A 23284-nucleotide genomic window follows, 5' to 3' on the forward strand; every position below is an offset into this window, starting at 1 on the left:
CTTCTTTCAGGCAACAAAAAACCCCGCGCGAGGGCGGGGCTGGATGAGGATGAATGCTCGAGGTGCGCTAAACGAAGGCGACCCAAACCGTGACGCCCGTGGGCTTCGTCTTGTTGATCACGTCGTAGATCATCGCGTCGGTGATGCCGGACAGACGCGTTGATGGCCCGAGATATTCCCATGAGCCGGCGCCGTATCCGCCCGGCGTGGTTATCGCGAGATTCTTGTTGGACCAGCCGCCGACATTGGGAACCCCGCTCGGCGCGCCGCGCTTGACCTTCATGAAGATCTGGGCCGGCAAGTTCATGTTGCCGTAGCCTCCGCTTCCGACACCGTAGCCAAACTGGCCGTATTTCGCTCCAGCGCCGCTATAGGCACCGGTGTCGCCCGTGTGCCATGGTTCGAAGACGACCGGCGTGTTCCCGGTGAGCGCGGTGACCGCAGCGATCATGCCTTTCCGCGTGACCCGCTCCTGCAGGATCGTCGCTCGCAAGCGAGCCCGAAAGGTGTCGTCGTTGGCGCCGCCGCGCACGAGGAAGTCGGCCACGAAGTCACGAGCGAGCAGGTCCAGCCAGATGCCATAGGCAGACGCCAGCCGGGTCTGAGCCCGCGCATATCCGATCAGGCCGTAGCACCATGCTGCGCCGTCCGCTGCCCCGCCGATCACCGCATTGCGGATCGGCGGCACCCATTTGAACCATCGGCGCGGGATCGTACTGACGACCTTCGCTACGATGTCGTCCGAGGATCTCGTCGTCATGAGATGGTCATGACCCCCGCTTTGATGGTGGCGTAGCCTATCGTGCCATTCCCGTCCTGCGTCTTCCGGGTCGGAGTGATGGTCGCGCTATCACCTGAAGCGCCGTTGAGCAGCACGCCGCTCACGCCAACGTTGCAGTCAACCCCCGGCACGGCGTAGGCCCACGAGGACAGGATGTTCCAGGGCAGCGCCTTGCCAAGGCCGAGCGCGTTGATGTTGGTCGCGATCGCAGCGCCGACCTGCGCGAGAACCGCAGCGCGATCATAGCCCTGCAGAGTCGGAACCTGCATGGCCACGTTCGCAAAGATGATGGTCGGCCGGAACACGCCGCACTGAATGCCGAGCGGCCGCACGGCGTAGGCGGCATCCGTGACCATTTGCATGAACGCTGCGGGCGGGTTGCCACTGCCGTCATCGGCCACCACGAAGAAATAGCCGGGCCGGCCGCTGCCATCGAAATTGTAGAACTCAGTCAGCGTCCACTGCACCGTCACGCCGACGCCCAGGATGCTCGACGTGAGACCGTAATAGTCGCCGCGCGAGAGCCCAAGAATGTAGGCGGCGAAGCGCCGCTTCAGCGGGGTATCCTGCTCCTGGTCGGCACCGTTGACGAAGGCAGCAACGTTTGTGACCTGGTCTAGCCCGGTCACCGGCGATGTCATGACGGTCAGGGTGCCGGCCCGGACATTGCCCGCAGCGCCCGCGATCAGCGCCGAGGCTGGGACGATGATCGAGGCCACCATCGAGGGCACGGTATACCCGCCGAGTGTGGCAGAATAGTTGGGATGCGCAGGATTCGCGATCACCACAAAGTTCTGCGATCCGTCGTTGGACTGGACCGTTGCGGCCTTGTTCGCACCGGCATTGGTGACGATGCCCTGCGCAGTAACCGAGCTCGCAGCCGGGATGAAGCAGGTGGTCGGCGCCGCCGTGAACCGGGAATACGTGAGCTGCCCGGTCGCGGCCTGAGCCCCAAGACGTGGCGACGGCACCCCATTGGAGATCCCGATGGGCTCCATGAAATCGGCAGTGAATGTGTCGACGTCCACGTCTTTGGCCGTGCTCAGGCGGGTAGCGGTCAGCAGGTCCAGCACCATCGCCTGGAACCACAGAAACAGGCCAGCATAGCCCTCCGCGATGGCGCGCAGCGTGGAGCCGATGGCGAAGTTGATCAGCTTCGACGCGCGGCCCTGAATGCCGGCAACGATGTCGGCGACGATCGTCGAGAACGACTTGGTCGGGAGTGTTGCCACCGGCTTGCCTTCTTACGTCGTTATGGAGAAAGAGACGCTTCGCCCGGTGAGCGCGTCCCAATACTTGATGCCGATCGAGACCTTCCCGCCCGCTGACTCCGAGACTGAGATCTGCGCCGGCGGGTTCGGTGCAACCGAGGCCTCGAGCGCGATCTGGGACACCACGACGGCCTTGATGTCCGCGGCCGATAGGGTCGAACCGACCTTCTGTGGCAGCCCTGCGCCATAGGTCGGATGCCAGACGTAACCCTGGACCGCGGTGCATAGCCTGCGCTCCAGCCGCTGCCTGACCTCGTCGTCGCCATCGATCACAAGCAGATCACCTGTGGCATCGACCTGGAAATCGTCGTGCCATTCGAGCGAGAGATCGGCCATCTCAGTCGTCTTTCCCGCGCCTATCGGTCCACCCAAGGGTCCAGATGGACAGAGGGCCTGCGGCCCCCTGAGTGATCGCAATCTGCTGGCTGGTGTTGGTGCGGACCGTCAGGGCCGCTAAGCCTTGGCTGGAGCTGTTTTGGATGACCTGTGAACCTCCTGGTCCTACGATGTCTGGGCATGCGACACTCGTCGCAGAACCCGGAGAGGCGCCGTTGACGAAAATGACCACCTGCGACGAAACCCGAACCCCCGGCGGGACGGTCAGCGCATACAAGGCCCGAGAGGCGACGCCACTTGAGTTGAAGTCGAGCACCCCGGCATCCCAGATAAACTCATCGCCGAGCTGTTGGAATTTGATCCAATTTCCCGATCCATCTGTCCTCATCGCGCCGATGCGGCGGAATAACGCATATCCGACAGGGAGCACCGGTGAGGTAAGCGACGTCGAGACGACGATGTCTGCCAGGCTGCCATCAGCACTCGCGATCAGGAACGCGTGATACCACGTGTTGACCGCGATGGTGCCGGTATCCAGTCCTCCGCCAGAGCCCGCCGCCCAGATTGCAGCCGTCTTGCTGAGCGCCGCCGGCAAGTTGACGATCGCTGAATTGCTTGAATCGGCTGCTTGACCTGCGGATACGCTGAAGGACGGCGAGCTGCCCGCCATCGAAATGGTCAGACCGGAAAGGTGAGCGCGCGGGAAGATAAAAGTCATCGTCTCTTGAGCTCCGCGATTTCGCGCTCGAGATCAGAGACCCGCGCCCGTGTTTCCGCGACGAACTCTTGAAGCGCCAAGGTCAAGATCGCTGCGACCTTGCCCTCTTCAACCTCGAGGTACTTGCCGTTTCTGGTCACCAGATGCGGGAAGACCTTGGCGAACTGCTGCGCGATGAATCCGACGGAGAACCTCGGCGCGACCTCATGGGCCACCTCTCCGGTCTCGAAGTCCAGCGCCCTCACCAGAAAGGTCTTGAGCCGTAGTTTCAGCACCTGACCGAGCACAGGCGGGTGCTGGCGGACCTTCGTCTTGAGCCGGCGATCGGACAGCATGCCGAACGACTGACCTGTGATGCCCTTGGTCACCGCAAGCGCGTCCGACACCATAGTGAAGCCGTTGTGCGGCAGCTTTGGTGCGGTGTGCGCCACCTTCGCGGACGAGGCGATGTCGATCCCAACACCGCCGAGCTTGACCGTATGCTGCCCGCCGAACGCGGAGTGAACGATGCCCTGCAAGGCGTCGAGCACGTGCGAGTGCAGCACCTGCGCCAGTCCGGCCTGATTGATCGCGTCCGTCAATTTGGACATCTGGCCGGCCAGCGAGGACAGAATCCCAGCCATGTCCGACATCGTGCTGGATGACATCTGGTTGCCGAGCGCAACCAGCGCGCTGGCAATCTGCGGCGGGCCGCCTGCGTCGGCGAGCGACGGAGCGAGACTTGCGATCTGGGAGCCGATGTTCTGCAGCCCGGGCAATCCCACGCCAGAATTGACCATGCTCTGCGCCTGGGCGATCAACCCGGACAGTTGGCTTGCTACGCTACCGACCTTCGACAGCGGATTGGCATTGGTCTTGATCTGGTGGGTGATCGTCATACCGCAGTGACCGTGTAATCGCCGCCGGCCATGTGGGTGATGGTGCCAGACGCGATTTTGGTGATGTTGCCTCTGCCGTCGAACACGTGCGTGGCGCCGTTGCCGTCGGTCACCTCGATTGATCCATCGTTCTTGAGATAGACCTTCTGGCCGACGCCGCCTTGCGCGCCCTGCGCCGATTCCGGACCGCCCTGCGAGTTCTGGAATCGCGTCCACAACACCATCTCACCAGACTGAACCTTGGGCGGAGGCTGATCGTCGGAATGAACGCGCTGGACAATCTTGGCGGACTCGAAATCCCCTTCCTGCAACCGCACGACGACCTGGTCGCCTGTGGTCTTGCCGTCGCCGGGCTGCAGGCCGATCGCGATGCCGTAGCCGGCGCCGATATGGCCGGTCTCAATCGGCAGCCAGCCGCTCTCATGGCCCTCCGGCATGAACACCACCTTGGCGAGGTGCTTGTCCGGATCGTAGCTCGTCACCAGCCCGTGCCGCTCGGTGTAGCGTCCGGCCGAATGCCTCTCGATCATACCGAGGACCTGATTTTCGTTCACGAGGCTGACCTTCCCTCTTTCGCTGATCTCGCCGTGAGGTGCGTGGTGTGACCAGGCATACCGATAACATGGTTGACGGTGTCGAGCTCGTAGACCTGGTCGTAATAGGTGGTACCGCTGAGCTGAAGGCCCATCCCAGCAGATACGTCCGGGTCGCCTACGATGGTGGCGGTCACCTGCAATTCATGGCGAGCGCGTTCCGCAGCATGCGATCTAGCGCGCTTGTTCACGTGCTCCTGCAGCAGGTTGGGAATGTGATAGTTGTACTCTGTCGGGCCGCCGTTGCCATCGACATTCGACGTGTACGAGAAGACCTTCTTCAGCTTCGGGTGAAACGACTTTATCGTCGTCTTGATCTTCTTCCCGGCCTGCACATTGCGGCCGATCTGAAGCTGCAGGCAGTCCGCAGAGATCGGCTGTCGGCTCTGGTCGATGGTGATGGAATAGGTTCCCTCCGTCGATCCCATCGGCAAATAGTGAAAAGTGCCCTTCGGGTCGACGAACCAGCGGCAGCCATCGATCTGCGCGAGCTTGTGGATGAGGTAGCCGAACGACACGTTGTCGGAGAGGTGGACGAAGTCCTGCTCGAGTTTTTTCCCTGCCATAATCTGGCTGGCGGTGATCTTGCCGGACAGCCCAACGCGGCCGATCAGATCCTCGACGATCTCACTCGGCTTCTTATTGACCCACTTCTCCGACGACTTCTTCTCATGGAGCTTTGCCGATTTATCGCGGCCGGTGAAGTGGATGACGCGCGCAATGAGATCGCTGTTAAAATAGTCGACCTCGCCCGTCACCAGCGTGGCCGTCCTGCCGCGCGTCAGGACGGTGATGGAGGCCTCGTTGTCGCCGCTCGTCGCCGCCATCTCGTAGGCACCGGGGTATGAGAGCGGGATCACGCCAGAGAATTGCGCGGTCTTTCGCGTTGCCTGCTGGTTGACCTGGCCGTGCTCAATTGGGAACGTCTGGCCATTGACGGTCAACCACGCGGCGTGTGGCCCTGCCCCTTCCATGATCGCCATGCGCGCTCAGAGTCCCAGGATGCCAGTCGGTTGTCCGCTCGGCAGCACCGGCGGAATGAGAATGGTCTGCTCTCCTATGATCCATGGGCTCGTCAAGCCGTTGAGCCGCGCGAGCGCCACCCAATGCAGAGCGTCTCCGAGTTCGCGCATGGCCACTTCGAACAGCGTCGTGTCGGATACCCTCACCCCTCTGGCCGGTACGGTGGCTGCGACATAGCCTACGGTCATGACTGCACCTGGTTGAGGTTCGAGGCGGCGCGGCCGGCCACGCCGCGAGCGAGCGCCAGATCGCGCTGATCTTCGGCCGCCTGCGTGACCTGCAGAACCCCGTCAACGATTTCGGCGGAGCCGGTCGGCGCGGTCCATGTGTCCAGCAGGCTGCTCGGCGCGATCAGCGCCGCCTGCAGGTCGGTGACGAGCTGCGCCGCATTCAGCTTGATTGCCTCCAGAACGGCGCGCGGCGCCGCGCTGAGAGAGCCGGCTGCTTTGACCTGCGCCTGCAGGCTGGTCGTCTGGGCCTTGATGCTATCGGGAAGACTCATAGGCCCGACACCACCGCAAGATCGGAGAGGACCAGAGACTCGACGGAAGACGCGACGGCGCCGAGCACGCCCGCCATCGGGTTGCTCTTGACCATGCAGACGATCTGATATTCGACCCAAACCGGCTCACGACGCAGCGCGTAGTTGAAGCTAGCGATGATCACAGAGCGGTATTGGCCGGCCCAGATCAGCGGCACCACCTGACCGGACTGCCGGATGGAATCGAGCACGAGCGCCGTAGCATAGGCCTCGTCCCCGAAGAACTGGCCGTTCCAGTAGATATCCGCCTCGTCCGGGCCAAGCGTGTCGACGACGCGCCCTCCACCAGGCAGCTTGTGCACGACCATCGCCTGATTGCCGCCGGCCGGCATTCGCCTTGGCGTCGAGAAGCTGTCGAAGGCGATGCCGGCCAGCGAGAGAACTGAGGTCACCATAGCCTATTTGTCCGAGATGTTGTGATCTCCCGAGTAGAACTGCCCGGTGCCGTCGGCCGCCGGCGCCTGCGTCGGGAAACCGAGATACTGGTTGTTGGACTCGCTGAGTGCCTGAGCCAGCGTCTTGCCGTCGATGTTCAGGTTGAGCTGCACCGGCCTCTGCGCCGCTGGTGCAGCGCCAGGAGCGCCAAGCGTTGCGCCCGTGTTCTGGCGACGCAGCTCGATGAGAAACTCGTCGAGCTGCTTGCGATCCTTCTGCTCATCCTGCCGCTGAAACAGACCGTCGGTGAACTTTCCGCCCGCTCCAAACGTTCGAGCATTCGGCCCGTCCAGCGCCTTGTTGTAGTCTTTGATCCACGTCTTGAGATCCTTGCCGTCGCCCTGCGCCTCCATGTAACCGTAGGCGGTGCCTGCCACGCCGCCGATCGCCGCGCCTCCGACAGCGCCGACAGGGCCGCCGAACGCGCCGATCAACGCGCCGCCGGCCGCGCCAGCCGCCGCGCCTTCGAGAGCCCGCTTGGCGATGGAAGTCCCACCGTCCTTCGCCGCTCCAGGGGTGATGCTGCGAATCGCTTCGAGTACCGCCTTGAAGTCCTTCAGCGCGCCATTGACCGCGGGCAGCGTGTGAGCGCCGAGGTCCATCATGGTGTTGTTGAACTCGGCGACGGTGGTGCGGGCCTGCTGGACGGTCGAGTTATCGAGATAGGCTTGGCTGAACGTGCCATATCGATTGGCCCATTCCGGCGAATCCCGCATCGCCCTCATGTTGCGGACCTGATTGTAGACCGCATCATCGGAGAGCAGCGAGATCGCGCCGCTTCCCTGCGCTCCGAATATTTTGCGCTCCGCGCCAGCCCGCTCCTCCAACGGCAGCTTCGCCAAGCCCTCGTGCGCGATCTCCAGCATCTTGAGCGGATCGAGCTTGCCGCTGGCATCCTTCCAGGTGACGTTACCGTCTTTGTCGAGGAGCCCGATCTTCTTCAAAAGCTCGTCGTGGCGCTCCGCCTTCTTCTCGCTCTCGAAGATGGCCGTGCCCGGCATGGCGCGAACCATCGCCTCGCGCAGCCAGGTGCCGGATTTCGTGTTGGTCGCGCCCGCGCGCGTGAGCGCGGTGCCGAGCAGCAGCGAATCCCGGGGATCGATCCCGAGGCCGGATTGTAGGATCGGCACGGCATAGCCCGCCGCGCGCTCCATCGACTGCAACGACGAAGGATTTGAGATCGACAGGAATGCGAAATCCTTGGCCAACGCCTTGATCGCGGCCGGGTCGTATTCCTTCGTCATATGAGCAAGCCCGATCAGGGCCTGCATGGACTCCTTCGGATTACCGCCCTTCAGCCGCGCTTCGGTGGTCGCCGCCTTCAGCATCTCCGGCAGAACTTCAAGGCCGGCCCCCGGGCCAGTGCCCTCCGTCCCTTGGAACATCCGGATCTCTTGCGTCGCAGCTTCCGCGATGTCGTGCAGACCATAGCCTGACGTGCGCGTGGACTCCTGCAGGATCTTGCGGAGCTTGAGCCGGTTCTCGTCGGTGTACTCGAGCCCGGCGTGATACATCATCTGGAAGACCGTATCTTCCATCTGTGCAGCTTCATAGGCGCCGTAACCCAAGAGGCCGGCGGCCCCAAGCGCCGCACCGCCCATGTTGCCGCTCACCCTGACATGGGCGCCACCCGGCACCGACAGGGCCGGGCCCGAGATGTGCGCGCTGCCGCCACTGCCGGCCTGACGGCCAGGCCAGCTCGGCACGCGACCGCGTCCGCCGCCACCGCCGCCGGCAGCAATGGCGGCACCTCCGACCGAGGGGCCATTCGTCGCCGCGCGCCGAGAGGACGTGATAATGCCAGCAGCGTTGCCCTTCGCAGTACCCGATGCCACGGCGATGCGCTCCCAGGCGGTCGCCAGCTGCTGAGCTTCGGCCACGCCGGCAGCGCCAGGGCCGGCGATCTGCTTTCTGCTGGCCGCGCTAATCGACCGGTTCGCGGCCGCCGACGCCTTCTGGACGTCGCGCCAGGCCAGAGCGAGCTCCTTGGTCTCGTCGATGGCAGCCGCCAGCGCCGGGTTCTTCCCGACGGCCGTCATGTTGGCCTTGGCGCCCTCGACCGCCTTGTTCAGCTCGCGGACTTGCGCCAGGATCTTGCGCAGCGTCGGCGACGCCTCGTCAATGATCTTGAAGAGAGCGCCGACCTCGAAGGACGTGATCATCTGTATAGTGCCTTGCCCATCAGCAGAGCGACGGCGATCTCGCCGAACACGTCAGCCGCATATGGAATCGCGTTCCGCATGGCCTTGGCCGCAACTGGCCGCGGCGGAATGCGCGAGGTGCCCATCTCCTGCCAGAGTGCGACTTTCTCCGGCGAGCCGATCACCACGGTGAGCTCGGTGGGCACCAACTCTTTGGCGAACGATGCCGCCATCTGACCGGTGCGCTTAAGCGGCGAAGGGACTGCGAAGCCCTTCGCGGTCTTGTCTTTCAGGGTCGACTCGGCGAGTGGAGCCCATCCCGGCTGATAGTGCCCGGGATACTCGGCCGCCAGCGACAGGGCGAGCGATCCGACCTTGTCCAGACCGATCTCAAGGCGCGGCTTGACGGAGACGATTGCCGCCCGCAGCTGAGCCTCGAACTCGGTGAGGGTGATCATGTCGGCTTGATCCAGCGGTTCGATCGGCGGTCGAACTTGCCGCCATTGTTCTCGCCATTGGCGATGAGCCAGGCCATCAGGAAGTCATCCGGGGCGCTGAAGGCGACATCGAACGAGAGACCGGCGTTACAGGCGGCGACCCGCAGCTTGAACGCGGGCCGCTCGCTCAGTTTTTTGCCGTCTCGAGCTCCGCCTCTTCATCGACCGGTGCGAACTTCTTCAGGGCCTCGGCCGCCGCGGCGAAGCCTTCGAAGCCAAGCTGCTTGATCAGAAACTCGACTTCGCGCTCCGTCGCCGGCATCGCCACCGGCTGGGCGTCGATCTTGATGACCGTGCACGCCAACGTGGCCATGTCGGCAGCCGCGGCGTTGTTGGCCGCGGCGCCGAGCACCTTGTTAAGCCGATAGACCTGCAGGGCGTTGAGCTGCCGGACTTCGATCCGGCGTCCCTTGGCGTCGACATGAAACCTCGTTTCCACCGCGTTGACGATGGTTTGCGACGGCGTTTCGGGAGCTTCCTCTTCTCTCATGGGTGTCCTATGCTACGGGAGGTTGATGGAACTGGAGCCGATGGCAGCGTACGTCTATGTGATCTCCGGCGAGCACGGCCGGCAGAAGATCGGGGTCTCCGACGAGCCGCGACGGCGGCTTGCCGAATTGCAGACCGGGTCGCCGTTCGCCCTCAAATTCGAGTTTGTCGGCGAGGTCGAGAATGGCGGGGCCGGCCCTGTCGAGGTTGAGACCCACTTCATGCTCAACCAGCACAAGGCTCCGGGCGGCGATGAATGGTTCGTGGTGCCGCCCGACGTCGCGATCACCGCCGTGATGGCAACCGCTCATCGTCTCGGCTATCGCATCAAGCCTGTGGATCCGGACGCGAGTGGCCGCGCCCCGATCTCGATTGGCCCGCAACCATGGCACCACTGGATGACGGCGATTGCCGCAGTCCCCCTGATCGTGCTGATGGCTTGGCTGCTGGTCTCGTTCAACAACGACCAGATCGGCGGCATCGCAACGGCGATTCTCGCGGTGATCCTGGTGCTTGGCTTCAAGCTCCTGCGCTTCGCCTTGATCGAAGCCGGCAAGGTGATGGTCTGGGCCGGGCGCGGCTTGAACCCGGGGCCCGACGGTTAAGGCGCCATCGTCCCCGGATCAAACGTGACATCCTTCGGCTCGTCTTCGGCGACCTTGTCGGGCTGAGCGCCGTACTTGACCCCCGGCATCGGCCCCATATTCCGCAACAGGTATTCGCTGTAGCGGCCCCGCTCACCGTTGATGTCGAAGTGCATCAGGTCGCGCTCGCCGCCGCCGCCGAGTTGGGTGCCGAACGCACCACCCCACGCAAATTGCCCCTTGAGATCAGGATGCCGTGCCAGCATCTCGCCATAGGCGTGACGGGCGAGCGTCTGATACATCCCGCTCGGGTCCTCGCCGCGGTTGCGCAGCACTTTGCCCTGCGGGTCGGCGATATGGAAGTCGGCAGCCCGGCCATTGTGGTTCGGCGTGCCCTCGCCGCGATAGCCGGACGTCATCGACACCGTGTAGCCCACAGGCAGATGGGCTGCCGCCGCACTGACGATCTCGGTGATGCGAGGTTCGACACGCGGGTCGATCTGTCCCGACAGCCGTCCGCCGCCACTGCGTTGAGCGACTCCGGGTTGACCGCTCTCGAAGGCTGCCTTGCGGCGCGCCAGCTCCCTGCCCCAGCCGGCCTCAAATGTCTTGTGGCTCTGCTCGCCGTGCATCCCCGGATAGGGATTGCCACGAACGTTCGTCATCGCGCCACGTGTGTAGAAGCCGAGCCCTTGCTGGTGCATCATGTAGAGCTCTGCGTCGGTCGGGTCGCGGCCGTACCTCTCCCGAAATTGAGCTCGGTTCGCCGAGAACATCCGGGCCGCCGCCATCGCGTTGTCGCGAGCAGAATAGATGTTGCCGCCGGCGCCGAACCGCGCCCATTCCGATTTCGGGCCACGGCTGCCCATCTGGAACAGCCCCTTGTATTGGGTCTTCCGATGCGCGTTCGAGGTCGGATCCATGCCGCTCTCTATCGAGGCGATCGCGCGCATGGTGTTCGGATCGAGATGATGCGCCTTCGCTGCGTCGACAATGGCCTTGTCGGTCTCCGCTGACCCACGGCTGACCAGTTTCCCGGCGGCGCCCCCGTTATATGTCGCGCCGGTCGGCGCGTAGCCGCCGCGTGAGGTGTGGTGACTGGCGCGATCAGCGAGCGCGGCATTGCCGTGATGCCGAACTGCATGAAGGCGTGATCCCCCGCCCGGCTCGCTCTCCGCCGCGCGGCCCTCGGGGCTATATCCATCGAGGTCGGGCATGAAGGTGTCGGCCGGGTCAGCGCCGTCGCTCCAGCTGACGACGCCGACCTGCCGTCCGCCGACGGTGATGACCCCGATCTGCATCAGGCAATCGGCACCTTGGAACTGGCCATGCCTTCCAGCGTGAGGGTCACTGGCGCATCGCGTTGAATGTTGCCGTGGTCGTCCAGGAAGATGACGAACTCGGTGTATTGATAACGGGAGAGCGAGCCGTTGGGATTGTTGATCGTCTCGTTGAAATATCCCGGCCTCAGCACTCTGCCTTCGTTGAAGTTCTGCTCGACCGCGACCAGAAAGTCTGTCAGCTCCGAGCCTGTGCGGGTAATCTGAAAGTCTATTTTGTAGCCGTCTGGCACGAAGCCATAACGCGGTGGCCGATTGAACGGCTGCGATTTGATGCTGTGCTTCAGCGCAGTGATCTTGACGTTCTGAACGTCGCCGAGCGGCACCAGCAGCCCCGAGCCGCCGTCATAGAAGCTGAGCGTATAGTCGGTGCCGGTGTTCATTCCATTGACGGGCAATGGACCCTCCTAGTGTCCGGGATTGCGGGATGAGCGCCGATCAGATAGTTGCGCCCGGGGGCGGGTTGATCGAGGAAGTGACGTCGACGTTGCCACCACCCTGGAACTTGATGACGAAATAGCGGACCGTGTTGAGGTACCGGACCTTCGCGTAGAGGATCAGGTAGCCCTTCGAGATCGAGTCCTTGGTGTTGTTGTTGAGGTCGCACTGCGTCGCGAACCCATCGATCATGCCCTGGCCGTTAATGCCAAGGCCGAACGCCGGATCTTTCAGCTGAGCGTAGCGGCCATCGAAGAGGGCCTTGGCGTCACTGCGGGTCTGGTCATTCGCCTGGATCGACTGCAGCCGGCCGATGAACGATCCCGCGGCCTTGCTCTTGGCGTCGCGCGCCAAGAAGTTGGTCATGCGGGTATAGTTGATGTCGCTCGCCGCGGTGTTGCTCGAGACGTTGCGGCCGGTGGCGAACGAGAAGTAGTAACCGCCCGGGGACTGCTGCGGCCCGAGGATCACATCGATGCCACCCAGGTTGATCTGCGCCAGCTCCGTGTCGGAATATGGCTGCGCCTGGTTCTGCGTTGCGACGACGCCGCCGAGCCGCTTGTTGAGCGGCGACAGCTGCGGCGACAGATTGCCCAGGATACCAAGGCCCACCGCAGCCGGGTTGATGAGACGCGCGACGCCGTTGGCGTCGTCATAAAACGTCGGCCAGTCGCCCATGATGTACCAGAACCAGGGCGTATCGATGCCGGAGTTGATGCGCGTGTTGAGCGCATCCTGCCGCAGCTGGCCCGACGGACCGGCAAACACCGGCAGCATGCTCTCCCCGATCGCAAACGAGGCGATCGCGGCGTAGTTGGCAGACGTCGTCATGTCGCAGAGGGTGAATGAGTCCACCAGCGAGTTGCGCAGGACGTACATGCCCTTGCGCGGCGCGGTGTCCGTGCCCATCAGCACGGCGTCGGTGACGCCGGAGGCGCCATCGGTGCCGCCCGACAGCGTGATCGGGCTGGACAGGGTCGGCGGTGTGGTCGACACCAGCGCGGACGCGATGACGCACTTGGACGGCCCGCTGAAGGCGTTGCCGCTGTTGATCGCGTTCGCCAAGTTGGTCCAGAACGTCTGCCAGGTGCCCGTTCCGCCGGAGGCGGTCGCGCCCGACAGCGTGATTGCGGTCGAGGTCTTGGCGACGGTGAGCGCGTTGCCCGCCGTGCCGGCGTTCGCGCCGCTCGACACGAACTGATTGGCGGTGCCAATCAGCGCGCTGCCGGACAGGCCGTAGGTAAACTTGACGAGACCCGTGTCCGCCGAGGCCTGCAGGAACGCCAGCAGGTTCGACAGCGTGCCCGCCAGGTTGGTGCCAATCTTGACCTGCAGCCCTGCCGGCGTGCCGGCCACGAAGGTGACCGCGGTACCGGCGATGGTGAGCGTATCGTTCGCGGCAGGCTGACCGGTGAAGGTGGCCGTGAAGCTCGCCGGCACCGGACCAGCCACGTTGTTGAACTGTTCCGGCGACAGGCCCGGGAAGGCGATCACGCCCATGTAGCTGTTGGCGGCCGAGCCGTTCTGGATCGAAGCGTCGATGCCGTTGCCCATGATGCCGGTGTACTTGGCGGTCAGCGTGACGCCGCCCATGGTACCGGTGGCAGCCGTATCGGTGCCGTCGGTGACGCGCACCATCATGTAGCCGACAGCGTTGCCGATCTGCTTGCTCGCCGCAACAAACGAGGCGATGTCATAAGGACGGATGACCGGTGGTCCGATCGATAGCGAGACGTCGTAGGGTTCAGCGCCCGGGATCAGCGTGTTCGGCTGGCCCCAGCTGCCAACGCCGACGAGGCCCATGATATTGGTGGGCTGGCCCTGGATGAACGGCTGCGGAAGGATGATGTCGAAGAAGACGCCAGGCACCGCCAGCGCGGCAAGGTTCTGCGAGCCGTCGAGGAACACGTTCGACATTTATGCAGTCTCCAGTAAAAAACCCGCCTCAGCGGGCGGGTTCGTCGCGAATGGGTTGGATGGATGATGCCGATCAGGCGGACGGCTCGGCGGGCGCTTTGGCCGGGCTCTGCGCTGGCGCCGCAGGCTCCGGCGCATCGATGCGGACGAAATGATGATCGCGCTCAGCCATCAGAGCATCGACCTCGGCCGGATCAGTGACGATCTGGCCCTTGTCGTAGCCATGGAACGGATGGACGCAGACGAGATGATAGGCCACGGGCACTTCCCCTTTAGGCGGTGACGTTTGCGACGACGCTGAGGTCGACCGCGTTGGCGATTGCGATCTGAGCCGAGGTGATGGTGAAGCCGTCGAACGTCTCGACCGTCGCATACTCCACGTCGAAGATAAGATCGCGGCGATAGATGCCCGCGCTCTGCTCCTCATCGTTGGTGTTCGTGCGGTTATAGACGATGGTCGCCTGAGACGAGTCAGGCATCGAGACTCTGTTCCGCGCCTTCAGCCCGACGTCGATCGCCTTCGCCAGCTTGTTGCGCAGATCCGGCGTGGGAGCCCACACCGTCACCATGATGGAATGGCGCTGCCGATGCGAGACCTTGCCCAGCAGGCCCTTGCCTCCCTGTCGCACCAGCAGGCTGTGCGTGAACGGCACGGTGAGCGAGCTCGCCGTCGAAGACGCTCCGGGATAGCCCTTGCCCTGCGCCTCCGCTGCGAGGGCTGCCAGCATCGCGGCTGTCGTGGCACCGCTCTGTGAGCACACCACCATGTCGTCGATGACCAGCGTCAGGAACTCGCCCACGGCGACCTGCCCCGACACGGTGATCGTGCTGCCATTGAGCGCGAAGGTCGTTGCGACCTGCGCCGCCCGAATCTCATAGGTCTTGTCGAGGATCTGGTAAAGCGTCACTCCGGTGCCCTGCATCGGAAACACCGACACGTTCGGGACTGGCCCCTTCGCGCGGGGCAGCGGCGGATTGTCCTTCGTCAACCCCTGCATGTCGCGGTCGAGCTGGTCAGGATTGGGCCAGCCTTCGAAAATGCGGCAGTCGAGCGGTGCGATGATCGAGGGCTGCCCTGATCCGCTCGGATAGACCGCGTTCGCGGCCGTCGTCGCCAGATAGGCAGTGACGTCGGAAAGGTCGGCCAAGTTCAAGCCTCCAGGCGGATACAGATCAGCTGGTAGCCCAGCACATTCCAGTAATTCTGGCCGACCTCGTAGCGATACCCCTCATCGTCAACCACGATGTCACGATCGCGTACCGCCCCCTGCGCGAGCGCACGCTTCGGGATGTAGATACGCCACGTCGGTGCGAATACCGCGTCACCGGGAAGCGCATTGTCTTTCTTTCGCCCTGTCTGGGCTGCTTGAATGCTCGCCGGCACCTTGGCCGCGATGACCATTTCGCCTTGGGCGTTCGTGGGATCCGTGGTGACCACCTGCCCGGAATACCCGGTCAGCCCGATCGCATCGGTGTTGCCCGCAACCGATTTGGCGCGGCGCACCTCAATGCGTCGCGGATAGAGCAAGCCCATGGCTCACCTATTGCGAATAGGCAGCTGTACCTTTTCGGTCAGCTCGGGACAGGTCGCCGTGGCGACTATGTTCTGCAGCTCGTAGATCACTCCGAGTGTACCGCCCGACAGCATCACCTGCGCCATGCCGGCCGAGAACTTCTGGCTCACGATGATCAGCGCGCCATCGCCAGCGGTGACGGTCCAGCTTGAGGAGATGATCGCCTCTCCGGCGAGCCGCAGTGACCAATCGAGATCAAATGGGGCCTGTTCAGCAGGCCCCTTTCCGTCTTTCCAAATCAGCATCATCAGGTCTCACGTGTTGGGTGGCGGGGCTCGGACACTCCTATCGACCGGCGCCACCTGCACGCTTCGGCTCCGCTTTGGCGCTGACACCGAGCGCGAGGCGAACATTGCTCTCACGACCCGGCTTGAAGGCGCGAAGACTTTCAGCGCGAGCCATCCCGACGAACTGGCAAAACCGGAGGCCGCAAGCGCAACGATTGGTGACAGTGCACTCAGTGCCGCCCGGCCACCCGCCTGCGCAACCCCGCGCGCCAGCAGGGCAACGCGACCTGCTGGCTGAGCAGCGCCTTGCGCAATCGCAGAGCCCCGAGCGGACAATGCCGCCTTCGCACTGGCCGCGACCTTGCCGAGCGACGTTGCCGTTCCACGGGCCGTCAGCAGGACCGCAGACGAGATGCCTGCCCGACCCGAGCTCATCGCTCGAGCGGAGGCTTGCAAGAACAGGTTGGCGATCATGCCGCCTTGACCAGAGGACCTGCTTTGCCCCAACGTAGCCAACGCTACGCGTCCGGCGATAGCCGCTCGGCCAGCAGACATTGCGAAACCACGCGCGATCAACGCCACGGACCCCGGCGGCATGAGGCGCCCGAAGGACATCGCGGCACCGCGCGCGGCAAGCCCGACCTTTCCGACCAGACCCGCCTGACCTTTGCTCGAAGCGTGGCCTGACGCCGACAGCGCCGCGCGCACCGAGGCGGACGCGTTCCCTGCACCGACAGAGATGGATCGAGCCTGCAGCCCGGCATTGGCCGACATCGCTGCGCGCCCGCCGGTGATCGAGGCGCTGCGACCTGCCAAGAGCGCCGCTGAGCTGGAAGAGGCTCGCCCGACCGATATCGCTCCTCCTCGCGCGAATAGCCCCGCTCGGGCAGCGATCCCAGCCTGGCCGGAAGCCGCTCCCACGCTCGCTGCGCGCAAAGCCGCTTTGCCGGCGATCGCTGCGCGGCCGGACGCCATTGCCATACCAAGGGCTGACAGCGCGACGGACGTTCCAGCAGCCGCGGCCTTCAACGCGACAACAAAGACCACCCAGGTGTCACCGGTTGTCGCGCTGAACGATGCAGCTATAGGGGAAGCACTCGCCTGCACGAGGTCTTCGGTCGCACCGTTTACGCCTCCAAACGAGGTATTCCACGCGTTACGCAGCGTGAATCCGCTGCCAGACGCGGGCGGAGCTTTAGAGGCGTTCTCGGTGTTGTTGAAAGCGCAGCCCCAGATCAGATCCCCGTTCGCGGTCGGAGTTATGTTTCCGGAGCTTGGGGTCGCGCCGGACGAGATCTGACCCGTATGACCATCGGTTGGGTCGGCAGTCGCCGCGACGCCAGAATATTCGTCGACGGTCAGATCTCGAAAGTCAGTTGCAGCGGAGAATGTGACGGTAATCGTCGTCGGCGCGTTCGTGATGTTGCCGAGCACGAAGCTCGATGCGTTCTGAGTGAGAGATGCGTCGTTGGCTGCATCCAGCAGCTTATAGCTATTGCCCTTGTCGTCCTTGACTGACGTGATCGATGGGCCAGCGCCATAGCTGACGCAGCCGACCACACAATTTCCGCTCCCAACTGCGGCCCCCAACGTGACCGCAACCGTCGTGCTGTTGGCGCTCGCGCCCGCGATGCTACCCTGGACGCGCGCAATGGCCACGATAACTTCTCCTCGTGTCCATGATCAAGCCGGAGCTGCCTGATTGGTCAATCCACCGCCCCAGCGAACAAGCCACGGATAGGAGACCACGCGATGACCGCGCTGATTAGTAACCAGCGACACAGCAAGCTGCGGATTGATCGTATAGGAAGACGACACCCCGGCGCGGTACGTCTGCTCGAATGAGACCTGGAGCAACGGATTGGCAGAGTCGATCTGAAACCGGAAGGTGCAGGGCTGCGCCGCTGCCGGAACCTGCATATCGATCTCTGTAGCCACCATGGCCGCGTCGTCGTAGGCGATCTGCATGGACGACCCGTCTCCCGACGCATAGAGCAGTATTGCCTGCAGCGCCATCACTCCCTCTCCCCCTTGTCATGCCATGGAAAGGGTAAAGGTCGAAGGGTTGAACGACGCGGTGACTCCATTCGGAATCGACTGCGCAGAGACGCGACGCACCGCGCCGCTGCCGGTCGAGGACGTATTCACCCCTGCGACGCTGAACGTGTCAGCCCCGGCGCCTGCGACCGTCTGTAGACCGGTGTAGTTGCCAGCCGAGAACGACGGCGCAGCCCCTCCATACTCTGTCGAATAGACAATACTGTTGCCGTTGGCATAGCTATGTGCCTTCGCGGTGAAGACACCGGGCGACGCGGCCGAGACGGTGGCGGGCAACCAGGCGAAGTTGCCCATGTAGTCCCAGAACAGCAGATTGCCGGCACCGGAAGCGTCGTAGAGGCCCCAGGCCATCGCGATGCCCCAATCCGCGGCCGCGGTCGGGAACGCAATGGTGGCTCCGTTGCTGACGGTCGCCGGGCTCGTGCCCGTGGCGTTCGGGAAGGCGGAGATGCTAAGCGTGTCGCCCGACGCGACCGCGCTCGCGGCGTTGGCCGACAGCGTGATCGTGCTGGCTCCTGTCGACTGCACGGTGCCGACCGCGCTGCCGGTGGTCACGTCGTAGACCGCCATGCCGGCGACGATCCAGGACGGCACCGAGGCCGCGTTGATGGTCGGGCTTGCGGTCGAGGTCGCGGCATTGGTAACGAGCGTCCCGGCGACCTGCACGCGCGCGTAGGCGCCCCCCGAGACCTCGGTGAAGCCAGTGCCAACGTCGGTGCCGACGGCCGTGAACAGCGCCAGATAGATCGCCGGCAGAGCGGGCATCGCCTTCTGACCGGTGAGGTAATTCAAGACGTTGAACGCGGAATAGTTCGTCAGCCCGGTCATGTCGGCGCGACCCTTCGATAGTTTAGGAGTTTCGCCGCCACGATCTGCGGCATGGGAATGGTCACGGTCCCGATCGTGAAGGTGTCGGGGCCATATTCGATCGCACTGTCGCCAGCCTTGAGACTCTTGATGCCCGGCAGCGTGTCCAGATTGTCGAAGGTGATCTTCACCCAATCGAGGCACGCCTGGGCGATGTCGCCCGGCACGCTCGGCAGGCCCGCGGTGTATTGCGCCTGGACATTCTGCACTCCGCGGCTGAACACGTAGCCGCCGCGCAAGTAGATCATCTTGTTGTCAAAGACGAAGCCCGCCACGCGGGTGGCCGTCGAGAACGGCACAGGCTGATCGTCGATGGTCAACGATGCGATCGCGGTGACGTTGCGCTCCGGCAGCATTATCGATCGGCCCCCGCCCCCGTTGAAGGTCCGGGTGTAGGATGCCGAGAGCACCTGATAGCCGAGATGCTTCTGGATCGACGTGGAGCAAGCGGAGATCAACCGCGCGACGATGTCGTCCTCGTCGCTGTCTTGCCCGAGCCACAGCAGGGCGTCGGCCAGCTTTGCAAGATCACCGCTCGCCATGCCTTGTCCTTACTGAGCCGGGGGCTGCGGAGCAGGCTGGGCCTGATCGGCAGGCTTGGCGCTCTCGACCACGACGAAGCCGTGGCTCTCCATGTCCGCGACCTTCTCCGACGGCACCATGAAGAAATCGCCGGACTTCTCGAAGCTGCAGGACGCGTTCGGGTCGGAGGCATGGCGCATCAGCGAGTGGCCGGCATCGACCAGAGGCGTCGGCTCGGTCAATCGGACGAAGCCTCCTGCCGATTCAAGACCGGACGTATCGACATCGTCGGGGACCGTGATGGTGCGATCGGTCGAGTCGACTGGAAACTTGGTCGTGCCGATGTTGGCCTCGTCCGTGCCCGGCGGGGCCTTCAATTTCTTGGGCATGCTGCTCTCTTCAGATCGAGGGGTTTAAGCGGCGCCCGGCCCATGGGGTGACCGGGCGCCGCACGAACCGCCGACGGTGTTAGCCGTTGGCGATGTTGGTGATCGCGCCCATGGCGAAGGGGGCGTACACGGCGAGCGCCTGCTCGCTGTAGACGCCGACCTGGCGCTGACGCGTCGTGATGGGCCAGTCGATCTGATAGTAGTCCTGACGGGTTTTGACCTCGGCAACGTTCGGGACCTCGTTGCTCTGGTACTGGATCGGCAGATCCTTCGCCCAGCCGACGATGGTTCCCGGGGGGACCTTCGGATGGATGTTGATCGGTATGCGCCGACCTGCGCCTGGGGCCATGAACGGGTTGTAGTAGAACTCGACCACTCCACCGGCGCTCAGGATGAACTCGCCAGCCTTCGGATCCTGGAAGTAGTTGATCAGGCTGCCGCCGGCGCCGTTCGAGATCACCTTGGTGGTGATGTTCTTCAGCTCCTGCGAGTTGACCCAGATCTCGGACAGCGAGACCTGATAGAGGTCCCACATGGTCTGCATCATCTGGTCGATCTCGGCCACCGAGCCCTTGCCGGTCGCGGTGAGGGTCGAACCGGTGCCAGCCGTGCCGGATGCGAGCGCCTGGACGTAGGCGCCGGAGCCGGTCTTGGCCGCGGTCGTGAACAGGCCGTCGTAGGCGAGCGAATTGGTGGAATAGTCCGCTGCCGCGATCGAGGCCGCGGTCTGGGTGCCGGTAGCCGCCGCCTTGATGTCCACCGAGTTGATGGTGGTGATGGCGCCGAGCACCTCGGAACCTGCCACGCCCCAGAACCAGGCATAGCCGACAGCGCCCTGCACCGAGTTGACGGTCGCGAACAGGTGCTGCCCCGCGGTCACCGCCTGCGAGGCCGCCGCGGACTTCTGCGCGGCACCGCCGTTGAGCGTAAACGTCTTGCCGTCAGCGCCGGTCACGGTCTTGACCGTTCCGACGCCGCCTGCGACGGACGAGTTGAAGTAGCCCTCGCCGGTCAGGGCGATGCAAATCACCGACAGCGTAGCCACGCCAAGCGATGTGCCAGAGCCCGATGCCGAGGTGGTGGGAGTCGGTGTGGTGCCGAGCGCGGCCGAGTTGTTGCCCCACATCAGGCCCATCTCTTCCTTGAGGAAGACCTTTTGCAGCAGCCGCATGGTCATGCGGGCCTGAATGTCCTCGAAGGTGCGGCCGGCCGAGATCGCCTCGAAGGTCGCCGCGTCCTCCTCGCCGATCGTGACGTAGGAGGCCGAACGGTTCGCGGTCTGATAGCTCATCTGGCCGGCGCGCTGGCCTTCGGGCACCCAGCCCGACGCATCGAAGCCGGAACCCATGATCGCCATCACGGCGCGCCAGTTGGTGGCGGTGCCGATGCCGCCGCCAATGCGCGGCAGCTGATTGCGGATCGGGCAATAGACCGGATAGAGGTTCTTGGCCGGAGCCTGCAGGTCGTAGGCGACCAGGCCGGTGCCGGTCGAGATGTTCTTCGCCAGGACATCGATCTGAGCCGGACTCATGCCGGCGCTCACCAGAATGCTGCGCGCGATGTCCTCCGACGGGTTCTTGAGCGAGTCGACGAACGACTTCTGGAGGTCTTCGGGACTGACGTGCTTCATTTGGAGCTCTTTTCTCCGTTCGCGAGGCAAATAAAACCCCGCGCGGACCATTCCGGCGGGGTGGGTTTATCGGCCTCGCTGATGCTTGGCCGGATCGGTGAAAGCTGAACGCTGACTGTTAGCGGTACGTGATCTTGCGGGGCAGCTGGTGCGATGCCTTGATCAGCAGCATCGCCCGCTCGTCATCGGGCATCGCGGCGAGCGCCTTGGCGATGTCCTCCTGGGTCTGCGCCGGGCCCGCCTTGCCAAGCGCCGCAGCGCCGCCCGCGTCTTCGCCCTTGGTGATGGCTGCGAACGAGCCGACCGTCTTCGCTGGCGCCGGCTCCTGGCTGTAGTCGTCGAGCCGCTTTGACAGCACACTCACCTGCTCGAGCAAATCGGGGATCGTCGAATTGACGTGCTCGGCCATCTTGGCCAGTGCCTCGTCCTTCTCGGCGATGGTCTTCACCAACGTGTCGCGCTCGTTCGCCAGGTCGGCTCGCGCATCGTCGATCGCCTTGGCGAGCCGTTCACCGCCGACCACCTCGAGGTCGACGGCGATCTCCCCGGACTTGACCAGATCGCCGACGGCCGCTGCCTTCTGCGCCTTGAACTGCCCGACGAACTCGTCAACCTCTTCCTTCGCGAGTTCTTTGAACACGGCAGATCCAGCCTTGACCCACTCGCGCAGCTTGGCCGGGACCGGGGAGTTGTCGCCCTCGAACTCCGCCTCGTTCTGAGTGCCGGCGACCAGATATGACAGGGACTCCAGCAGCTCCGCGAACCGGCTGACGTGGTACATGCTCTTCTGCATGTCCGCCTCACCCGCCTTGGCGAGCGCGGCCACCTTCTCAGCCGCCGCGTTCAGCACGGCGGTGGCCTTGGCAACGGGGTCGGCTCGGGCCTCGGCCGCCGGGATTCCAGCTTCGGCCGCCGGGGCGTCCGCGGCCTTCGCGACCGTTTCGTCTTTCTCGGCTCCGCCTTCGGCCACATCCGGCGCCCCAGCGTTTTTTTCGATTGCCCCCTCACCTTGCACCATCTGCTCGAAAGTCGCGCCCACAGCCTTCTCTGCGGGTTCTGCCGACGAATCGGCCGCGGTCGTTTCGGACTTGGAGAGATCGACCAGCTCCATGTCAGCGATGCCGGCGCTCGTCACCACGGCCAGCGCCGAATTGATCGACTTAAGCAGCTCGCCTTCGCGCTCGGAGCCGACCAGGATGTGATGGCCCGCTTCGACCGCCGACGTCACCGCCTTGACGATCTCGCTGCTCGTGGCAGTCGCCGGCAGCTCGACATAGGTCTTCTTCACGCTGGACTCCTCGGTTGAGGGCGAGCCAGCGGCGCGCCACAGATCGAATTTCGCTTCGGGGTTTGATGGACGGTCGACAAGGCTGATCTCAGTCAGCAGGATTTTGGTGATGATCTTCTTGTTCTTCGGATCGCGTGCCAGCACCTTGCCGCCGATCGAGAAGCCCTTGTAGACCTTCTTCGTGACCTTGCCCCAGGCCGTGTCGTCCACGACCTTCGCGGCAAGATACAGGCCCTTGTCGTCGACAACGGCGTCCTCCGCTGTGCCGACCGCGGAGAGCTGGTGCATCTCGCGGATGTTGCCGAACTCCATGTAGCCGGCCAGCGCATCCTCGATTGCGCTCTTCAGCACGATCTCGCCGTGGGCGTCGCGCGCCTCGGTGGAGGCGTAGCCCTCGACGACGCGCTGCTCCTCGTCCACCTTGGCGAAAGAGCCGTAGAATCGTCGTGTCGCGCCCATCAGACCGCTGCGCCCGTGGCAGGGTTGCGCCAGACTTTGCCATCAAACACGATATTCATGTTCAACGTAGCGTCGTGGAAGGTCTGGCCGAACTTCGGGCTGGCCGGTCTCGCCGACGTCGTGCCGACAGTGCCGGCCGCGCCATTCGAAGAACCGGCGGCGTTGACCCAGCCATTCGCGATCAGGACGAAAGCGTCGAAATCGGGAACGTCGAGAGTGAATCCAGACGCGCAGCTGTAGCTGCGGCCGTTGGCTGTCGTGGTTGCGCCGCCGGCAGGCGGCAGCAAG

Annotated in this window: 29 protein-coding genes; 1 reads left to right on the forward strand and 28 read right to left on the reverse strand. The window is 64.0% G+C overall.

The window, feature by feature from the left end; all coding sequences use genetic code 11:
* Positions 1–67: 67 nt before the first annotated feature.
* The 13 genes from HL671_RS19940 to HL671_RS20000 all read right to left on the reverse strand — a co-directional run bounded on the left by HL671_RS19940 (position 68) and on the right by HL671_RS20000 (position 9704).
* Positions 68–760: a hypothetical protein gene (locus HL671_RS19940; RefSeq protein WP_172237780.1), complete on the reverse strand. Its 693-nt coding sequence runs from the start codon at positions 758–760 to the stop codon at positions 68–70.
* A complete protein-coding gene (locus HL671_RS19945) occupies positions 757–2013 on the reverse strand; it encodes a baseplate J/gp47 family protein (RefSeq protein WP_172237783.1) in 1257 nt (418 codons plus the stop codon). Before HL671_RS19945 ends, HL671_RS19940 begins: the two co-directional genes overlap by 4 nt.
* A 12-nt stretch (positions 2014–2025) precedes the next feature.
* A complete protein-coding gene (locus HL671_RS19950; protein ID WP_172237786.1) occupies positions 2026–2388 on the reverse strand; it encodes a phage tail protein in 363 nt (120 codons plus the stop codon).
* A gap of 1 nt (position 2389) precedes the next feature.
* Positions 2390–3106 carry a hypothetical protein gene (locus HL671_RS19955; protein WP_172237789.1) on the reverse strand — a complete coding sequence of 239 codons (717 nt, stop codon included), beginning with the start codon at positions 3104–3106 and terminating at the stop codon, positions 2390–2392.
* On the reverse strand, positions 3103–3984 hold the full coding sequence (locus tag HL671_RS19960; RefSeq protein WP_172237792.1) for a tail fiber domain-containing protein: 882 nt from the start codon (positions 3982–3984) through the stop codon (positions 3103–3105). Before HL671_RS19960 ends, HL671_RS19955 begins: the two co-directional genes overlap by 4 nt.
* Positions 3981–4538 (reverse strand): hypothetical protein, encoded by a 558-nt coding sequence (locus HL671_RS19965; RefSeq protein WP_210263980.1) that lies wholly within the window; start codon positions 4536–4538, stop codon positions 3981–3983. Before HL671_RS19965 ends, HL671_RS19960 begins: the two co-directional genes overlap by 4 nt.
* Positions 4535–5560 carry a hypothetical protein gene (locus HL671_RS19970; RefSeq protein ID WP_172237798.1) on the reverse strand — a complete coding sequence of 342 codons (1026 nt, stop codon included), beginning with the start codon at positions 5558–5560 and terminating at the stop codon, positions 4535–4537. The genes HL671_RS19965 and HL671_RS19970 overlap by 4 nt, the downstream gene beginning before the upstream one ends.
* A gap of 6 nt (positions 5561–5566) precedes the next feature.
* Entirely contained in the window at positions 5567–5788 is a 222-nt protein-coding gene (locus tag HL671_RS19975; RefSeq protein WP_172237801.1) for a hypothetical protein, read from the reverse strand.
* A complete protein-coding gene (locus tag HL671_RS19980) occupies positions 5785–6102 on the reverse strand; it encodes a hypothetical protein (RefSeq protein WP_172237804.1) in 318 nt (105 codons plus the stop codon). Before HL671_RS19980 ends, HL671_RS19975 begins: the two co-directional genes overlap by 4 nt.
* On the reverse strand, positions 6099–6536 hold the full coding sequence (locus HL671_RS19985; protein WP_172237807.1) for a hypothetical protein: 438 nt from the start codon (positions 6534–6536) through the stop codon (positions 6099–6101). The genes HL671_RS19980 and HL671_RS19985 overlap by 4 nt, the downstream gene beginning before the upstream one ends.
* Before the next feature lie 3 nt (positions 6537–6539).
* Positions 6540–8738, reverse strand: coding sequence for a phage tail tape measure protein (locus HL671_RS19990; RefSeq protein WP_172237612.1), 2199 nt, complete (start codon positions 8736–8738; stop codon positions 6540–6542).
* Complete coding sequence (locus tag HL671_RS19995) at positions 8735–9175, reverse strand: hypothetical protein (protein WP_172237810.1); 441 nt, start codon at positions 9173–9175, stop codon at positions 8735–8737. Before HL671_RS19995 ends, HL671_RS19990 begins: the two co-directional genes overlap by 4 nt.
* A 166-nt stretch (positions 9176–9341) precedes the next feature.
* Positions 9342–9704, reverse strand: a complete 363-nt coding sequence (locus tag HL671_RS20000; RefSeq protein WP_172237813.1) for a hypothetical protein — start codon at positions 9702–9704, stop codon at positions 9342–9344.
* A gap of 40 nt (positions 9705–9744) precedes the next feature.
* On the opposite strand from HL671_RS20000, the gene HL671_RS20005 reads away from it, so the two are divergent.
* Positions 9745–10308, forward strand: coding sequence for a GIY-YIG nuclease family protein (locus HL671_RS20005; protein ID WP_172237816.1), 564 nt, complete (start codon positions 9745–9747; stop codon positions 10306–10308).
* Here the strand turns inward: HL671_RS20005 and HL671_RS20010 are convergent.
* The 15 genes from HL671_RS20010 to HL671_RS20080 form a co-directional block, all read right to left on the reverse strand.
* On the reverse strand, positions 10305–11588 hold the full coding sequence (locus HL671_RS20010; protein WP_172237819.1) for a hypothetical protein: 1284 nt from the start codon (positions 11586–11588) through the stop codon (positions 10305–10307). The genes HL671_RS20005 and HL671_RS20010 overlap by 4 nt on opposite strands.
* A complete protein-coding gene (locus HL671_RS20015) occupies positions 11588–12010 on the reverse strand; it encodes a hypothetical protein (protein WP_172237822.1) in 423 nt (140 codons plus the stop codon). The genes HL671_RS20010 and HL671_RS20015 overlap by 1 nt, the downstream gene beginning before the upstream one ends.
* A 55-nt stretch (positions 12011–12065) precedes the next feature.
* The gene (locus HL671_RS20020) at positions 12066–13982 is read right to left on the reverse strand and encodes a hypothetical protein (protein WP_172237615.1); all 1917 of its coding nucleotides are present in this window, start codon (positions 13980–13982) and stop codon (positions 12066–12068) included.
* Between the two features lie 73 nt (positions 13983–14055).
* A complete protein-coding gene (locus tag HL671_RS20025) occupies positions 14056–14241 on the reverse strand; it encodes a hypothetical protein (RefSeq protein ID WP_172237825.1) in 186 nt (61 codons plus the stop codon).
* A 13-nt stretch (positions 14242–14254) separates the two neighbouring features.
* On the reverse strand, positions 14255–15130 hold the full coding sequence (locus tag HL671_RS20030) for a hypothetical protein (RefSeq protein ID WP_172237828.1): 876 nt from the start codon (positions 15128–15130) through the stop codon (positions 14255–14257).
* A 2-nt stretch (positions 15131–15132) separates the two neighbouring features.
* Positions 15133–15516: a hypothetical protein gene (locus tag HL671_RS20035; RefSeq protein WP_172237831.1), complete on the reverse strand. Its 384-nt coding sequence runs from the start codon at positions 15514–15516 to the stop codon at positions 15133–15135.
* Between the two features lie 3 nt (positions 15517–15519).
* The gene (locus HL671_RS20040; RefSeq protein ID WP_172237834.1) at positions 15520–15804 is read right to left on the reverse strand and encodes a phage fiber-tail adaptor protein; all 285 of its coding nucleotides are present in this window, start codon (positions 15802–15804) and stop codon (positions 15520–15522) included.
* 6 nt (positions 15805–15810) lie between these two features.
* Positions 15811–17442, reverse strand: a complete 1632-nt coding sequence (locus HL671_RS20045; RefSeq protein ID WP_172237837.1) for a TrbL/VirB6 family protein — start codon at positions 17440–17442, stop codon at positions 15811–15813.
* A 24-nt stretch (positions 17443–17466) separates the two neighbouring features.
* A complete protein-coding gene (locus HL671_RS20050; RefSeq protein WP_172237840.1) occupies positions 17467–17799 on the reverse strand; it encodes a hypothetical protein in 333 nt (110 codons plus the stop codon).
* 18 nt (positions 17800–17817) lie between these two features.
* Positions 17818–18669, reverse strand: a complete 852-nt coding sequence (locus tag HL671_RS20055) for a phage tail fiber protein (RefSeq protein ID WP_172237843.1) — start codon at positions 18667–18669, stop codon at positions 17818–17820.
* Positions 18666–19250: a hypothetical protein gene (locus tag HL671_RS20060; RefSeq protein WP_172237846.1), complete on the reverse strand. Its 585-nt coding sequence runs from the start codon at positions 19248–19250 to the stop codon at positions 18666–18668. Before HL671_RS20060 ends, HL671_RS20055 begins: the two co-directional genes overlap by 4 nt.
* Before the next feature lie 9 nt (positions 19251–19259).
* The gene (locus HL671_RS20065; RefSeq protein ID WP_172237848.1) at positions 19260–19619 is read right to left on the reverse strand and encodes a hypothetical protein; all 360 of its coding nucleotides are present in this window, start codon (positions 19617–19619) and stop codon (positions 19260–19262) included.
* 79 nt (positions 19620–19698) lie between these two features.
* The gene (locus HL671_RS20070) at positions 19699–21249 is read right to left on the reverse strand and encodes a hypothetical protein (RefSeq protein WP_172237851.1); all 1551 of its coding nucleotides are present in this window, start codon (positions 21247–21249) and stop codon (positions 19699–19701) included.
* 118 nt (positions 21250–21367) lie between these two features.
* Positions 21368–22996 (reverse strand): HK97 family phage prohead protease, encoded by a 1629-nt coding sequence (locus HL671_RS20075; RefSeq protein WP_172237854.1) that lies wholly within the window; start codon positions 22994–22996, stop codon positions 21368–21370.
* Positions 22996–23283, reverse strand: coding sequence for a hypothetical protein (locus HL671_RS20080; protein WP_172237857.1), 288 nt, complete (start codon positions 23281–23283; stop codon positions 22996–22998). Before HL671_RS20080 ends, HL671_RS20075 begins: the two co-directional genes overlap by 1 nt.
* Position 23284 lies beyond the last annotated feature (1 nt).

The sequence above is a fragment of the Bradyrhizobium denitrificans genome, from assembly GCF_013179005.1.
GTDB classification, from domain to species: Bacteria; Pseudomonadota; Alphaproteobacteria; order Rhizobiales; family Xanthobacteraceae; genus Bradyrhizobium; species Bradyrhizobium denitrificans.

Bases quoted from the DNA above. Each gene is read 5' to 3' on its own strand.
- HL671_RS19940 (WP_172237780.1), bottom strand. From the start codon at position 760: ATGACGACGAGATCCTCGGACGACATCGTAGCGAAGGTCGTCAGTACG.
- HL671_RS19950 (WP_172237786.1), bottom strand. From the start codon at position 2,388: ATGGCCGATCTCTCGCTCGAATGGCACGACGATTTCCAGGTCGATGCC.
- HL671_RS19955 (WP_172237789.1), bottom strand. From the start codon at position 3,106: ATGACTTTTATCTTCCCGCGCGCTCACCTTTCCGGTCTGACCATTTCG.
- HL671_RS19960 (WP_172237792.1), bottom strand. From the start codon at position 3,984: ATGACGATCACCCACCAGATCAAGACCAATGCCAATCCGCTGTCGAAG.
- HL671_RS19970 (WP_172237798.1), bottom strand. From the start codon at position 5,560: ATGGCGATCATGGAAGGGGCAGGGCCACACGCCGCGTGGTTGACCGTC.
- HL671_RS19975 (WP_172237801.1), bottom strand. From the start codon at position 5,788: ATGACCGTAGGCTATGTCGCAGCCACCGTACCGGCCAGAGGGGTGAGG.
- HL671_RS19980 (WP_172237804.1), bottom strand. From the start codon at position 6,102: ATGAGTCTTCCCGATAGCATCAAGGCCCAGACGACCAGCCTGCAGGCG.
- HL671_RS19985 (WP_172237807.1), bottom strand. From the start codon at position 6,536: ATGGTGACCTCAGTTCTCTCGCTGGCCGGCATCGCCTTCGACAGCTTC.
- HL671_RS19990 (WP_172237612.1), bottom strand. From the start codon at position 8,738: ATGATCACGTCCTTCGAGGTCGGCGCTCTCTTCAAGATCATTGACGAG.
- HL671_RS19995 (WP_172237810.1), bottom strand. From the start codon at position 9,175: ATGATCACCCTCACCGAGTTCGAGGCTCAGCTGCGGGCGGCAATCGTC.
- HL671_RS20000 (WP_172237813.1), bottom strand. From the start codon at position 9,704: ATGAGAGAAGAGGAAGCTCCCGAAACGCCGTCGCAAACCATCGTCAAC.
- HL671_RS20005 (WP_172237816.1), top strand. From the start codon at position 9,745: ATGGCAGCGTACGTCTATGTGATCTCCGGCGAGCACGGCCGGCAGAAG.
- HL671_RS20010 (WP_172237819.1), bottom strand. From the start codon at position 11,588: ATGCAGATCGGGGTCATCACCGTCGGCGGACGGCAGGTCGGCGTCGTC.
- HL671_RS20015 (WP_172237822.1), bottom strand. From the start codon at position 12,010: ATGAACACCGGCACCGACTATACGCTCAGCTTCTATGACGGCGGCTCG.
- HL671_RS20020 (WP_172237615.1), bottom strand. From the start codon at position 13,982: ATGTCGAACGTGTTCCTCGACGGCTCGCAGAACCTTGCCGCGCTGGCG.
- HL671_RS20035 (WP_172237831.1), bottom strand. From the start codon at position 15,516: ATGGGCTTGCTCTATCCGCGACGCATTGAGGTGCGCCGCGCCAAATCG.
- HL671_RS20040 (WP_172237834.1), bottom strand. From the start codon at position 15,804: ATGATGCTGATTTGGAAAGACGGAAAGGGGCCTGCTGAACAGGCCCCA.
- HL671_RS20050 (WP_172237840.1), bottom strand. From the start codon at position 17,799: ATGGCGCTGCAGGCAATACTGCTCTATGCGTCGGGAGACGGGTCGTCC.
- HL671_RS20055 (WP_172237843.1), bottom strand. From the start codon at position 18,669: ATGACCGGGCTGACGAACTATTCCGCGTTCAACGTCTTGAATTACCTC.
- HL671_RS20060 (WP_172237846.1), bottom strand. From the start codon at position 19,250: ATGGCGAGCGGTGATCTTGCAAAGCTGGCCGACGCCCTGCTGTGGCTC.
- HL671_RS20065 (WP_172237848.1), bottom strand. From the start codon at position 19,619: ATGCCCAAGAAATTGAAGGCCCCGCCGGGCACGGACGAGGCCAACATC.
- HL671_RS20070 (WP_172237851.1), bottom strand. From the start codon at position 21,249: ATGAAGCACGTCAGTCCCGAAGACCTCCAGAAGTCGTTCGTCGACTCG.
- HL671_RS20075 (WP_172237854.1), bottom strand. From the start codon at position 22,996: ATGGGCGCGACACGACGATTCTACGGCTCTTTCGCCAAGGTGGACGAG.